Annotated in this window: 14 protein-coding genes and 1 tRNA gene; 5 read left to right on the top strand and 10 right to left on the bottom strand. The window is 65.7% G+C overall.

Going from position 1 to position 12,543, the window contains the following annotated elements; translation table 11 throughout:
* From VIM54_RS08470 to polA, 7 genes are all read right to left on the bottom strand, one after another.
* On the bottom strand, positions 1-951 hold a 951-nt coding region (locus VIM54_RS08470), incomplete at its 3' end, for a S1 RNA-binding domain-containing protein (RefSeq protein WP_331900481.1).
* 242 nt (positions 952-1,193) lie between these two features.
* On the bottom strand, positions 1,194-2,147 hold the full coding sequence (locus VIM54_RS08465) for an epimerase (RefSeq protein WP_331900480.1): 954 nt from the start codon (positions 2,145-2,147) through the stop codon (positions 1,194-1,196).
* Positions 2,144-2,746 (bottom strand): DUF4166 domain-containing protein, encoded by a 603-nt coding sequence (locus tag VIM54_RS08460; protein WP_331900478.1) that lies wholly within the window; start codon positions 2,744-2,746, stop codon positions 2,144-2,146. The genes VIM54_RS08465 and VIM54_RS08460 overlap by 4 nt, the downstream gene beginning before the upstream one ends.
* Positions 2,747-2,790: 44 nt before the next feature.
* Positions 2,791-4,476: a DUF885 domain-containing protein gene (locus VIM54_RS08455; protein ID WP_331900477.1), complete on the bottom strand. Its 1,686-nt coding sequence runs from the start codon at positions 4,474-4,476 to the stop codon at positions 2,791-2,793.
* A 76-nt stretch (positions 4,477-4,552) separates the two neighbouring features.
* Complete coding sequence (locus tag VIM54_RS08450; protein WP_331900475.1) at positions 4,553-4,822, bottom strand: HPr family phosphocarrier protein; 270 nt, start codon at positions 4,820-4,822, stop codon at positions 4,553-4,555.
* 39 nt (positions 4,823-4,861) lie between these two features.
* The gene (locus VIM54_RS08445) at positions 4,862-5,380 is read right to left on the bottom strand and encodes a PTS sugar transporter subunit IIA (protein ID WP_331900473.1); all 519 of its coding nucleotides are present in this window, start codon (positions 5,378-5,380) and stop codon (positions 4,862-4,864) included.
* A 35-nt stretch (positions 5,381-5,415) separates the two neighbouring features.
* Positions 5,416-8,094 (bottom strand): DNA polymerase I, encoded by a 2,679-nt coding sequence (gene polA, locus VIM54_RS08440; protein WP_331900471.1) that lies wholly within the window; start codon positions 8,092-8,094, stop codon positions 5,416-5,418.
* 55 nt (positions 8,095-8,149) lie between these two features.
* Here polA and VIM54_RS08435 point away from each other — a divergent pair, with 55 nt between their 5' ends.
* Positions 8,150-8,575, top strand: a complete 426-nt coding sequence (locus VIM54_RS08435; RefSeq protein ID WP_331900470.1) for a hotdog fold thioesterase — start codon at positions 8,150-8,152, stop codon at positions 8,573-8,575.
* Between the two features lie 383 nt (positions 8,576-8,958).
* On the opposite strand, the gene VIM54_RS08430 is transcribed toward VIM54_RS08435, so the two are convergent.
* Positions 8,959-9,564, bottom strand: coding sequence for an ANTAR domain-containing response regulator (locus VIM54_RS08430; RefSeq protein ID WP_331900468.1), 606 nt, complete (start codon positions 9,562-9,564; stop codon positions 8,959-8,961).
* A 39-nt stretch (positions 9,565-9,603) separates the two neighbouring features.
* On the opposite strand from VIM54_RS08430, the gene VIM54_RS08425 reads away from it, so the two are divergent.
* Positions 9,604-9,686: transfer RNA gene (locus VIM54_RS08425), tRNA-Leu, on the top strand.
* Between the two features lie 274 nt (positions 9,687-9,960).
* A complete protein-coding gene (locus tag VIM54_RS08420) occupies positions 9,961-11,187 on the top strand; it encodes a site-specific integrase (protein WP_331900467.1) in 1,227 nt (408 codons plus the stop codon).
* Here the strand turns inward: VIM54_RS08420 and VIM54_RS15930 are convergent.
* Complete coding sequence (locus VIM54_RS15930) at positions 11,180-11,455, bottom strand: helix-turn-helix domain-containing protein (RefSeq protein ID WP_414673198.1); 276 nt, start codon at positions 11,453-11,455, stop codon at positions 11,180-11,182. The two genes, VIM54_RS08420 and VIM54_RS15930, sit on opposite strands and share 8 nt — an antisense overlap.
* Before the next feature lie 241 nt (positions 11,456-11,696).
* Positions 11,697-11,948, bottom strand: coding sequence for a hypothetical protein (locus VIM54_RS08415; protein ID WP_331900465.1), 252 nt, complete (start codon positions 11,946-11,948; stop codon positions 11,697-11,699).
* A 92-nt stretch (positions 11,949-12,040) separates the two neighbouring features.
* On the opposite strand from VIM54_RS08415, the gene VIM54_RS08410 reads away from it, so the two are divergent.
* Together VIM54_RS08410 and VIM54_RS08405 are read left to right on the top strand one after the other, a co-directional pair.
* A complete protein-coding gene (locus VIM54_RS08410; RefSeq protein ID WP_331900464.1) occupies positions 12,041-12,271 on the top strand; it encodes a helix-turn-helix domain-containing protein in 231 nt (76 codons plus the stop codon).
* Positions 12,268-12,516, top strand: coding sequence for a hypothetical protein (locus VIM54_RS08405; RefSeq protein WP_331900462.1), 249 nt, complete (start codon positions 12,268-12,270; stop codon positions 12,514-12,516). Before VIM54_RS08410 ends, VIM54_RS08405 begins: the two co-directional genes overlap by 4 nt.
* Positions 12,517-12,543 lie beyond the last annotated feature (27 nt).

The following is a 12,543-nucleotide window of genomic DNA, read 5'->3' as shown; positions in this document are numbered from 1 at the left end:
CTCCGCGACGCGAACGAACGCGCCGAAGGGGACGAGCTTCGTGACCTTGCCCGGTGCAACCTGGCCGATGGCGTGGGTGCGGGCGAAGACCTGCCACGGGTCTTCCTGCGTCGCCTTGAGCGACAGGGAGACACGCTCGCGATCGAGGTCGACCTCGAGGATCTCGACGGTGACCTCCTGGCCAACCTCGACAACCTCTGAGGCGTGCTCGATGTGCTTCCAGCTGAGCTCCGAGACGTGGACGAGACCGTCGACGCCGCCGAGGTCGACAAACGCACCGAAGTTGACGATCGACGACACGACACCCTTGCGAACCTGGCCCTTGGCGAGGTTGTTGAGGAACGTGGTGCGGCTTTCGGACTGGGTCTGCTCGAGGAGCGCGCGACGCGAAAGCACAACGTTGTTGCGGTTCTTGTCGAGCTCGAGGATCTTCGCCTCGATCTCCTGGCCGAGGTACGGCGTGAGGTCCCGGACGCGGCGCAGCTCGATGAGCGACGCCGGCAGGAAGCCGCGGAGTCCGATGTCGACGATGAGGCCACCCTTGACGACCTCGATCACGGAACCGGTGACGACGCCATCCGCTTCCTTGATCTTCTCCACATCGCCCCACGCACGCTCGTACTGAGCGCGCTTCTTGGAGAGGATGAGGCGGCCTTCTTTGTCTTCCTTCTGGAGGACGAGGGCTTCGACAACATCGCCGACCTGGACGACCTCGGTGGGGTCCACATCGTGCTTGATGGAGAGTTCGCGGGAGGGGATGACACCCTCGGTCTTGTAACCGACGTCGAGGAGGACCTCGTCACGATCGATCTTTACAACGGTTCCTTCAATGAGGTCGCCGTCGTTGAAAAACTTGAGAGTCTTTTCGACCGCGGCAAGAAAATCTTCAGCAGATCCGATGTCGTTGATGGCGACCTGCTTCGGTGCCTTTTCGGTCGTTACGATTGTCATGTAGTAGTTGCTCCAGGATGGACATGTGTTTGGCCGGTCGCAGCGTGGTTCTCTGGGTGTTGTTGGTGTTGGTGTTTCTGGTGAGGTAAGTCCCGCGACAGGCAGGTGGATGAAACTTCGCAGAATTGCGACGTTCTAGTCTACCGCCCCGCCAAGCCTCGCGCCACCTCGGCAGTGGGCGCGAGGGTGTTCGGCGGCGAGTCTGGCCCGTCCGGCCTGAGTGGCCGCTCGCGGGCGGGGTGTCATCGGCCGACGATGTCCCGCAGCGCCCGGTCGAGAACGGGATGCGCGAACCGGTAGCCGGCGGCCTCGAGGCGTTCCGGCACGACCCACCGGCTCTTCAGCACGAGTTCGGTCTCGGTGCGGATCAGCGCCGAGCCGATCTCGAGCATCCACCGCGGCGCGGCCAGGCCGAACGGCACACCGAGCACGTCTCGCAGGCGCGCCATGAAGCCCACGTTGTCTGTGGGATTCGGCGAGCTCGCGTTGACGACCCCGTCGATGTCGTCGTGCTCGCGCACGAACCGGATGATGCCGAGCACATCGGCGATGTGGATCCAGCTGAATCTCTGCCCACCGTGCGGGGCGCGGAACGCGTGGTAGGTGCCCGCCGCGCGTCGCGCCGGCGTGGAGAACCATGGCCCGTCCAGTTGCGGACCCCCGAGGCCGAGGCGCGCCAGCCGGCGCAGCGGCACAAGGGCGCTGCCATCGCCGAGGACGATCGCCATCCGAAGCGCGACCCGGCGGGTGCCGGGCAGCTCGTCGGCGAAGAACGCCTCCTCCCACCCCTTCGCGACGCTCACCGAGAAGCCTTCTCCGAGTTCCCCGGTCGACTCGGTCATCGGCCGGTCGTCGGCGTGGCGGTAGATGGTGGCCGTTGACGAGTTGATCCAGAGCGGTGGCGGGGCTGCGCAGGAGCGGATGGCCGAGGCCAGTTCCCGCGTCGTCTCGACTCGCGAGCGAAGGATCTCCGCCCGGTTGGCGGGGGTGTATCGGCAGTTCACGCTCTTGCCGGCGAGGTTGACCAGGAGGTCCGCTCCGTCGAGGAGCCTCGCGATCGCGGCGGTGTCTCCCCATTCGGCATCCGCGCCCGAGCGCCCGATGGTGGACACCCTGGCCCCCTCGGCCCGGAAGGCGTCCGCGAGGTAGCGCCCGATGAATCCGGATGCCCCGGCGATCACGACATGGTCCGTCACGAGCCAGCCTCCCCCGTCCGGATCTCGTAGTGGAACGACCCGGAGTATTCGTAGAGCCTACCGACCAGCGGTGCGTCGATGGTCACGCTCACGTGCTGCCGCCCCGACCCGTCGTCGAATCGTTCGACGAGGTTGACACGGGGACTCAGCGCACGCGGCAGCCGCATCCGCCACGGTCCGACTCGCACCGCCAGGCTCGTGGACCGCAGCTGCAGGGCGCCGTCGGACACCGTCGCCTCGAGCCGGGCCTCCAGGCGCCGGGACCGGCCGAGGAAGTCCACGAGGTTGCCCGCGTCCGCGGTGATCGCGTCGACCATCGTGCGGTCGCCGCCGGCGAGGTGGAAGGTGCGCTCGGCGGCCACCGCGGTGCGGCCGGCGGCGTCGACGATCGGGCGGTTGACCACGGTGAATGGCACGTCGCGTTGCCACACCGCGAACAGCACACCCTGCCGGCCGAGCACCCAGAGGGCGGGCCACAGCCAGCGGCGCGGGGTGCCCACCACGTCGAAGACGCCGTCGCCACGGCCGAGGCTTCCGACCGGAATGGCGCCGAAGTAGGCTCGCAGCCGCGGGTGGAGCTCGTCGAGAGCTCCTCCCACGACCGCACGGTACGGCGACCCGTCGCCGGGAGCGGCCGGCACGACTACTGGAACAGCGCCGCTTTGAGGGTGTCGAGGCCGACGCCCCCGATGTCGAGCGCCTTCTTGTGGAACGCGCGGATGTCGAAGTCCGCGCCCTCGCGGCGGGCCGACTCGTCGCGAAGCTGCTCCCAGATCCGCTGCCCGATCTTGTATGACGGGGCCTGGCCCGGCCAGCCGAGGTAGCGGTTCACCTCGAACCGCACGAACTGCGGGCTCATGTTGACGTTGTTTCCGAGGAACTCGAAGGCGTAGTCGCCCGTCCAGGGGCCCGATCCGTCTGGCAGGGTCTTCTCGAGATGCACGCCGATGTCGAGCACCACACGCGCGGCGCGCATCCGCTGGCCGTCGAGCATGCCCAGCCGGTCGGCCGGATCGTCGAGGTAGCCGAGCTGCTCCATGAGCCGTTCGGCGTACAGCGCCCAGCCCTCGGCGTGACCGGACGTGCCGGCGTTACGCCGCCAGGTGTTGAGCAGCGCCTTGTTGTACACGGCCTGCCCGATCTGGAGGTGATGCCCTGGCACGCCCTCGTGATAGACCGTGGTGAGCTCGCGCCAGGTGTCGAACTCGGTGACGCCCTCCGGCACGCTCCACCACATGCGTCCGGCCCGAGAGAAGTCGTCGGTGGGAGGCGTGTAGTAGATGCCTCCCTCCTGGGTGGGGGCGATCAGGCATTCGAGCCGGCGCACCTCGGCGGGGATGTCGAAGTGAACCCGGGAGAGCTCCTCGACCGCACGGTCGCTGGTCTCCTGCATCCACTTCTGCAGCGCGTCGGTGCCGTGGAGCTTGCGCGAGCTGTCCTCGTCGAGGAACGCGATCGCCTCGAGCACCGACGCACCGGGCTTGATCTCGCGGGCGATGGCCTCCTGCTCGGCGGTCATCCTGGCCAGTTCCTCGATGCCCCATTCGTAGGTCTCGTCGAGGTCGACGACGGCGCCGAGGAAGTCGCGCGAGGCGAGCGCGTAGATCTCGCGGCCGACGGCATCCCGCTCTGGCGCGTGCGGCGCGAGCTCATTCTGGAGGAAGTCGGCGAGCACCGCGTACGCGCCGGCGGATTCCTTGGCCGCGGACGCGAGGTCGCTCTTCAGCGACTCGGGCAGCTCGGCCTCCCCCGCCTTCGCGCCGCTCGCCAACTGGAAGAAGAAGCCGGTGTCTGCCACCTGCTTGGCGGCCTGGGCCACCACCTCGCGAATCTGGCGGATCGCCGGCACGTTGCCGGCGGCGATGCCCGTGCGGAGGGTCTCGATGTAGCCGTTCATCGCCGCCGGGAGGTTGCGCATGCGCGTGGCCATGTGCGACCAGTTCTCCTCGGACTCCGTCGGCATCAGGTCGAAGATGTCCCGGAGGCTCTGCGGTGCGGAGGCGATCACGTTAAGATCGCGCTGGTCGAAGCCGGCTTCGTGCTTGTCGATCTGCAGTTGAAGCTCACGGGAGAGATCCATCTTGGTGACCGCGTCGACCGCGTCGACGGGGGTGGACGCCGCGATCTGCCCGAGGGTCTTCTTCACCTCGGCGATCACCCGTTCGGCACCGGCCGGCGAATAGTCGGCGTACTCGCCCTCCCTGCCCTCCCGGCCGAGGTACACGCGGTACTCGGGGAACAGGTCGAGTTCGGTGTCGACCCACGCTTCGGCGATGGCATCGATCGGAGTGGGGGTGCGGACCTCGTGGGTCTCGGTGGAATCGGTCATGCCCCGAGCCTATGACAGGGCGCCAATCGCCGGGGAAGCCTTCGCCCGGGAGGCCGCGCCGGCGGCTAGTCGGCGGCTACTCCTTGTCGAGGTCGCGGCCCAGAAGTTGCGCGAGCAGGTCGACCGCGGCATCCGCACCCTCCCCCTCCGCGGCGATGGTGACCTGGTCGCCGTGGTCCACGCCGAGGGACAGGATGCCGAGAATGCTCGCGGCGTTCACGGTCTTGCCGGCCGCGTTCGTGATGGTCACCGGAACCCCGGCCTGTGCCGCGGCCTGGCTGAACAGGGCGGCCGGTCGCGCGTGCAGGCCGATGCTCGATGCGACCGAGACGGTGCGTTGTGGCATTTCTGACTCCTTACGGGCGTGCGCGGTGTGTTTCGCGGTCTACTTCGAATGCTTCGGGTGAAGCAGTGCGAGCACCTGCTCGTGCGAGGTCGCGGCGCGAAGCGTTGCTGCATTGTCTCGCGCGAGGAGCACCGTGGCTAGCTGCGAGAGCAAGGCAATGTGCCCGTTGCCCTGCGCGGCGATGCCGACGCAGACCCGCACGTCGTGGCCGTCCCAGTCGACTCCCGCCGGAAACTGCACGATTACGAGCGCATCGTGGCGCACGGCATCGCTGCCGGCGAAGGTGGCGTGCGGGATCGCGACGCCCTCCCCGACGTACGTCGACACCGACCGCTCCCTCTCGAGCATCGCCTCGACGTACGAATCGTCGACCGCCCCAGCGTCACAAAGGGCAGCGCCGACCTGCCGGATCGCGTCAACCCGGCCCACCGCCGACTGCCCGAGCCGAATCGAGCCATCGGCGAGCAGGGCGGCGAGGGCCGGTGCGGTCTTCCTGGCCATGTTTAGTGCTCCGTCGGTGTCGATGTGCTCGGCGCGATCAACGCTCAGTGCGGTCAACGCTCAGTGTGGTCAACGCTCGGCGTGGTCAACGCTCAGTGCGCGGCCGCATCCCAATTCTTGCCGGTGCCCACCTGCACGTCGAGCGGCACCCTGAGGTCCGCGGCGTGGCTCATCCGGTCGGTGACGATCGCCGTGAGCGTCTCCAGCTCACCGTCGGCCACCTCGAACACGAGCTCGTCGTGTACCTGGAGCAGCATGCGCGAGGCGAGGCCGCCCTCCGCAACGTCGTGCGCGACACCGAGCATCGCGCGCTTCATGATGTCGGCGGCCGAACCCTGGATGGGGGCGTTGAGCGCTTGCCGCTCCGCGTTCTCCCGCAACACCCGGTTGGACGACTTGAGGTCACCGAACGGACGGCGACGCCCGAAGATCGTCTCGGTGTAGCCGTCTTCCCGCGCCTGGTCCACGACACTGCGCAGGTACTCGCGCACCGCTCCGAATCGCGAGAAGTAGTCGGTCATCAGTTGTTTCGCCTCGGCATTGTCGATGCGCAGCTGCTTCGAGAGCCCGAAGGCGCTCAGCCCGTAGGCCAGCCCGTACGACATCGCCTTGACCTTGCCGCGCATCGCCGACGTGACGTCCTCCGGCGCCACGCCGAAGATCCGCGCGCCGACGAACCGGTGCAGGTCCTCGCCGGTGTTGAAGGCCTCGATGAGTCCGGGGTCACCGGAGAGGTGGGCCATGATCCGCATCTCGATTTGCGAGTAGTCGGCGGTGAGCAACGTCACGAAATCCGGCCCGCTCTCGAAGGCCGACCGGATCTCGCGCCCCACCTCGGTCTTCACCGGGATGTTCTGCAGGTTCGGGTCGGTCGACGAGATGCGCCCGGTGCTCGTCCCCGTCTGGTCGTAGCGGGTGTGCACCCGGTTGTCCGATTCGATGGCCTTCTCGAGCGTCTCCACGATCTGGCGGAGCTTCGTGGCGTCCCGGTGCTGCAGCAGCAGGCCGAGGAACGGATGCGGGTTCTGCTCCTGCAGGTCGGCCAGCGACGCCGCGTCGGTGGAGTATCCGGTCTTGTTCGAGCGGGTCTTGGGCATGCCGAGGTCTTCGAAGAGCACCTGCTGAAGCTGCTTTGGCGAGCCGAGGTTGATCTCGCGGCCCCCGATCTCCGCGTAGGCCCGGCTCGCCAGCTCGGCGGCCTTTTCCCCCAGCTCGCGGTTCAGCCGGCTGAGGATCTCCCGGTTCACCGTGATGCCGGTGCGCTCCATCTGCGAGATCACCGGGATGAGCGGGATCTCCATCTCGTCGAGGACCGCGCGGGAGCCCGCATCCAGTCTCTCGGCGAGATATTCGGTGACCCGCAGGATGTACCAGGCCTCCGTGGCGACGCTCTGGGCGTCCGTCTCGGGAACGAGCTGGTTCGGGTCGGCCTCGACGAGGCGGTCGCCGAGGAAGTCGTAGACCTGCGCGGCCAGGTTCTGAGCATGGCCGCCCGGCTTCGCGAGCCAGGCGCCAATCGTGGTGTCGAACGCAATGCCGCCGAGCTTCAGCCCGGCCCGTTCGAGCGCCTTGATGGACGGCTTCGAGTCGTAGAGGTACTTGGGGGCGGGGCCGGCGAGCCAGTTCTCGAGGGCGACGTAGTCCGGCCGCCCAGGCGCCCACGGCACGTACGCGCTGTCGTCGATCGACGCGATGCCGAGACCGGCGAGGCCCTCGGGACCGTACTCGAGCTGCAGGCCGAGCGGCACCGTCCCCGTGCCGGAAACCTTATCGAGCCAGTGTCCGAGCTCCTCGTCCACGAGGGTGCGCACCACCGGGATGCCGAAGTCGGCGTCCGTGGCGATGGCCTGCGACGCATCCGTCGACAGCGTGTCGCCGGCGGCGGCAGCGATCTTGAGCACGCGCTCGAGGAGGGTACGGAACTGGAGCCGGTCGAAGACCGAGCGAACCGCGGTCTCGTCGATGGGTCGGCGGGCCAGGTCGGCCGGCCCCACCGGGAGTTCCACGTCGGTGAGGAGGTGGTTGAGCCGCCGGTTGCGGATGGCGTTGTCCTTCTGCTCGCGCAGCTTCTCGCCGACGACGCCCTTGATCTCGTCCGCATGGGCGAGCACCCCGTCGAGGCCGCCGTAGAGGGTGATCCACTTGACGGCGGTCTTCTCCCCCACCTTGTCGATGCCGATGAGGTTGTCGCTCGTCTCGCCGACGAGAGCCGCGACGTCTGGGTATTGGTGCGGCTCGATGCCGTACCGGTCGAAGACGGCGTCCCGGTCGTAGCGCTTGAGCTCGGAGACTCCGCGCGCGTTCGGGTAGAGCAGGGTGACGTCGTCGTTCACCATCTGGATGGCGTCGCGGTCGCCCGAGACGACGAGCACCCGGTAGCCCTGGGCGGCCCCCTGGGCGGCGAGAGTCGCGAGGATGTCATCCGCCTCGTAGTCCTCCTTCGTCACCGTGGTAATGCCCATGGCATGCAGCGCCTCCTCGAGCAGCGGGATCTGCCCCACGAACTCGGGCGGCGTCTCTCCACGCGTGCCCTTGTATTCGGGGTACTCGCGGGTGCGGAAGGAGTAGCGGGAGATGTCGAACGCCACGGCGAGGTGGGTGGGCTTCTCGTTCGCCAGGAGGTTGATCAGCATCGCGATGAACCCGTGAATGGCGTTGGTGTGTTGCCCCTCACGGTTCTGGAAGCTGTCGACGGGGAGGGCATAGAACGCCCGAAAGGCGAGCGAATGCCCGTCGATAACGAGGAGGGTAGGCTTTTCGTTGTCCGGCACGCAGCCAGCCTAACCGTGGCTGCCGACACGTCGAAGTCACAGCGCTAGGAAGCCCATGACCAAACTCCCCGAGCACCTCGCGCCCGAACTCTTCGACCGGCTGATCGCCAGCGGCGGCGGCGATCTCGCCCGCAAGATGGGAATCGAGTTCCTCGAGCTGTCAGCGGAGCACTCGGTCGCGACCATGCCGGTGGAGGGCAACACCCAGGTGGTCGGAATCCTTCATGGCGGCGCCCACGTCGTGCTCGGCGAGTCGCTCGGCTCGATCTCGTCGGCCATCCACGCCGGCCCCGGCCGCATCGCGGTCGGCATCGAGATCAACGCCACCCACAGCCGGTCGGTCTCGAGCGGCACGGTCACGGCCACCTGCATCGCCCTCAACCTCGGCCGCACGCTCGCGACTCACGAGATCGTGATCCGCGACGAGCAGGGCCGTCGCCTCTCCACGGTGCGGATGACGAACTTCCTCAAGGAGCAGTAAGTCCGTCCCCGGGTCGCCGGCATCCGGTCCGGTCCAATCCGGTCCTGAAGCGTCCCGCCATCCCGTCCCGCTCATCCCGAAACGCCCCGCTCATCCCGTCCCGTCCATCCCGTCCCGTCCATCCCGAAACGCCCCGCTCATCCCGAAACGCCCCGCTCATCCCGTCCCGTCCATCCCGTCCCGTCACGCTCATCCCGAAAACGCAGGAGATGCGTGACCGATGAGCGGAACTCGCGGGATGTTGGACCCGACGGTCCAAATTCTCCTGCGTTTTCGGCACTCGGGATGCAAGCACGCGGGATGCAGGCACGCGGGATGCAGGCACGCCCGAATGCCGGGGCCGACGCTGGTTCCGGGCGCGGCCGACGGGGGCGTTGTGGCGGCTACTTCTTGGCGGACAGCTGCTCGATGATCGCCTGGGCGACATCGTGCATGGTGAGGCGCCGATCCATGGATGCCTTCTGGATCCAGCGGAACGCCTCCGGCTCGGTGAGCCCCATCTTCTCGTTGAGCAGGCCCTTGGCGCGGTCGACGAGCTTGCGGGTCTCGAAACGCTCGACGAGGTCGCTCACCTCGGCCTCGAGGGTGATGATCTGCGCGTAGCGCGCGAGGGCGATCTCGATCGCCGGCAACAGGTCGCTGGGCGTGAACGGCTTCACCACGTAGGCCAGGGCGCCGGCCTCTGTGGCCCGCTCGACGAGCTCCTTCTGGCTGAACGCCGTGAGCAGCACCACCGGTGCGATGTGGTTCTTGGAGAGCCTTTCGGCGGCGGAGATGCCGTCGAGGAGGGGCATCTTCACGTCCATGATCACGAGGTCTGGTCGCAGCTCGGTCGCGAGAGCGACGGCGGTCTCGCCATCACCGGCCTCGCCGACGACCTCGAATCCGGCGTCCCGGAGTGTTTCGATGATGTCGAGGCGAATGAGCGACTCGTCTTCGGCCACAACGACGCGGCGGGGGGTCTGAGGAGCGCTTTCCTGGTCTGTCACGCGCTAAAGCCTACGGTATTCTTTGAGACGTTATCGTGCGCCGGTGTGGCGGAATGGCAGACGCGGAGCACTCAAAATGCTTTGCTCGAAAGGGCGTGGGGGTTCGAGTCCCCCCACCGGCACGGTACAACGTGGGGTTGACCAGCGCTTTTAGTGCAAGGGTGCCTCTCCCACGGGGCAATGACACAGAATCATGACACAAAAGCCCGGAACCGTGGGATACTTGACGTGTGTCATCGTGACACGTTGTGTCAAGGAAGGGCCTCCTAATGACGAAGACGGACCGTAAGGCCCTCGAAAAGGTTCTCGAATACCTGCGCGAGGGAGAACATGGACTGGCCGAGATGAAGCTGGTGGAATTCATGCGCTCCCACTCAACCAACTAAAGAAATCCCCATGCCCATCAAGCCTCCCTATTCAGCATCAGTTAGCCCCCGCCCACGAGCTGACGGCACTACCGCGTTCGATGTCCGATACCGCGAAGAGGGCAAGTCCCGCCGTGTGTCCTTCGATACCTCCCGAGCGGCCGAGAAGTGGGCCAACATCCTCCGCGCGATCGGCCCCAAAGACGCCCTCGCCATGCTGAACATCGCCACCCTCGACACCTCTCCCACGGTGGACGATTACGCCGCGAAATACATCAACGGCAAATCCGGGGTGGAGGGGAAAACTCTCGACCACTACCGCACCTACATGCGCCTGCACGTCTCCCCCACCCTCGGACAGTTACCCATCGACGCTGTAACCGCTGATGCTGTCGCCGCATGGATCAACGCCCAAACTGTGGCCGGTGCTGCGGCGAAGTCGATCAAAAACCGGCACGGGTTCCTGTCGGCCATGTTCCAATCCGCCGTCGATGACGACCTGATCACGAAGAACCCGTGCGCCAGATCCCGGCTGCCCGAATCGGAACAACTCGAAATGGTGTTCCTGTCCCCTGACGAGTTCACAAACCTCCTCGCATACATTCCGGTCAAGTACCAACCGTTCGTCCTCCTACTGGCCACCACGGGCCTGCGGTGGGGTGAAGCGTCCGCACTCCGGGCGGGAGACTTCGACCTCGACCGGCGAACCGTTCGCGTGTCCCGCGCCTGGAAGTACTCGAGCGAGAAGGGAACCTACATCGGCCCTCCGAAAACCCGCCGTTCGAGACGCACCGTGTCCATGCCCGAAGACCTCTGCTCCCTCCTCGAACCACTCATCGCGGAAGATCACGAGTATGTGTTCACCAACGCGCAAGGCAACCCGTTACGGCAACAACAGTTCTGGGAATGGGTGTGGTCGCCAGCTCGGAGACTCGCCAACGGACTACCCGCGTTCGACAAATCCAGAGCCAAACGGGAACAACCGTGGCAGCCACGCACCAATGGTGTCTGGGACGCCCGCAAACCGGCCTCTAAGCCTCTGGGGAAGTTCCCGCGGATACACGACCTCAGACACTCCCACGCGTCCTGGCTGCTCGCTGAGGGTTACGGCATCGACGTGGTATCGCGCAGGCTCGGACACGAGTCCGTGAAGACCACCCTCGACGTGTACGGGCACATCTCTGAGGAACGGTTGAACGCTGCCGGAGACGGTATCGGGATCATCCTCGCCGGGGCAATGCCGCAACTGGTCAAGTAGCGATCGCAGGTCTCATCACACCTTCAAGCCAGTCCAGCCCCAACGCATCACACAATTCGATCAACTCATCAACGGTGATGGAACGATTACCGCTAAGAAGGTTGGAGACGTGCTGTTGTGAACGTCCGAGCATGACGCCGACCTGAGACTGGGACAAGCCTTGGTCCTCAACCTCCGCGCGAAGTATCCCGGCGCTAGCGCGGGAAGTAGCGCCCACTGGTCTTCTCGCTCCTCTCGGCACAAGGCGAAACTTACAGGCCGGGCTCATGTTCGTTTGCGCGCTAGGTACGGCACTTTATCCGTGGTAGCTTTCAACCTCTAGACGCAGTAACCCGAATATCTGTGGTAGTAACCACAAGCCCAAGACCTCGGCTAATGTCAACGCACATCCCTACGGTCGCGGGCGACGGCCACACCACCATTCGGGGGAATTGCTTTGACGAACGATCCAACAATCTACGCGCTGGCGCTGGAATGTCTGAACACCGGACGGGACTTCTGGGGGGTCCTCAGTCTCGGGCGAGACGCTCTTCCGCTGCAATCGTGAAGTCGCTGCCTTTGATTTCTAAGTGGGCGAGTATATCCCACAGCATGGATGCGTGGAGTGGCTGTTCACCATTGAGGTAGCGACGGAACGAACCGTAGTTCAATTCCATCTCCTGTGCGAGTGACTTGGGGGTCTTGCCGGCTGCCTTGATCTCGGCGTTGAGCTGAGCGAGCACGGCGGCGCGCATGTCTTTGGCGAGCGATTTATTATCCACGCCCCTAATATACACAGATCGGGTAACTATGTGCCCCGTTTAGGGGGTTTTACACAGTTGCGGTTACCGGATCGGGGCATTATGTTGTTCATATGAGCAATCGCGACGCCGGGGAACACCTCGCAACAACAATCGGAGAACGGCTCCAAGCCAACAACCGCAAACTTACATGGCTATCCGATGAGATCGGAATGGCCTACCCAACACTTCGCCGCAAACTTCGCACCAACCCGGAAAAGCTCGAGCTGCACAACATAATCGCAATCGCAATCGCGCTCGACATGCCACTGCAAGACCTTCTCTTCCCCGAGGTCGCAGCATGAACGATCTCACCCCGGTTCTCTCCCTCGCAGAGGCCGCAGCACACCTCAAACTCACCGAGACGCAACTCACCGCACTCGCCACCGGACCCCGCCCCAAGATCGGCTCACTTCGCCTCGGCCGAGTCCGGGTCTTCCCCCTCACCGTCATTGAGGAATTCATCGAGGCTGCAACAACCCACGCCGCGAAACCGAACCCGTGGGGACTCACCGACTCCTCCGCGCGACGAGTACGGAAAAGCGCATGACGCCCGGCGATGAACTCCGCGAGGGTA

Source organism: Lacisediminihabitans sp. (assembly GCF_036569425.1).
Lineage (GTDB): Bacteria > Actinomycetota > Actinomycetes > Actinomycetales > Microbacteriaceae > Lacisediminihabitans.
This window is presented reverse-complemented; position numbering and strand designations above follow the sequence as displayed.

Coding starts and splice junctions, on each gene's coding strand:
- VIM54_RS15930 (WP_414673198.1), bottom strand. CDS start 11,455: ATGAGCCCGGCCTGTAAGTTTCGCCTTGTGCCGAGAGGAGCGAGAAGA.
- VIM54_RS08435 (WP_331900470.1), top strand. CDS start 8,150: ATGACCAAACTCCCCGAGCACCTCGCGCCCGAACTCTTCGACCGGCTG.
- VIM54_RS08410 (WP_331900464.1), top strand. CDS start 12,041: ATGAGCAATCGCGACGCCGGGGAACACCTCGCAACAACAATCGGAGAA.
- VIM54_RS08455 (WP_331900477.1), bottom strand. CDS start 4,476: ATGACCGATTCCACCGAGACCCACGAGGTCCGCACCCCCACTCCGATC.
- VIM54_RS08405 (WP_331900462.1), top strand. CDS start 12,268: ATGAACGATCTCACCCCGGTTCTCTCCCTCGCAGAGGCCGCAGCACAC.
- VIM54_RS08420 (WP_331900467.1), top strand. CDS start 9,961: ATGCCCATCAAGCCTCCCTATTCAGCATCAGTTAGCCCCCGCCCACGA.
- VIM54_RS08450 (WP_331900475.1), bottom strand. CDS start 4,822: ATGCCACAACGCACCGTCTCGGTCGCATCGAGCATCGGCCTGCACGCG.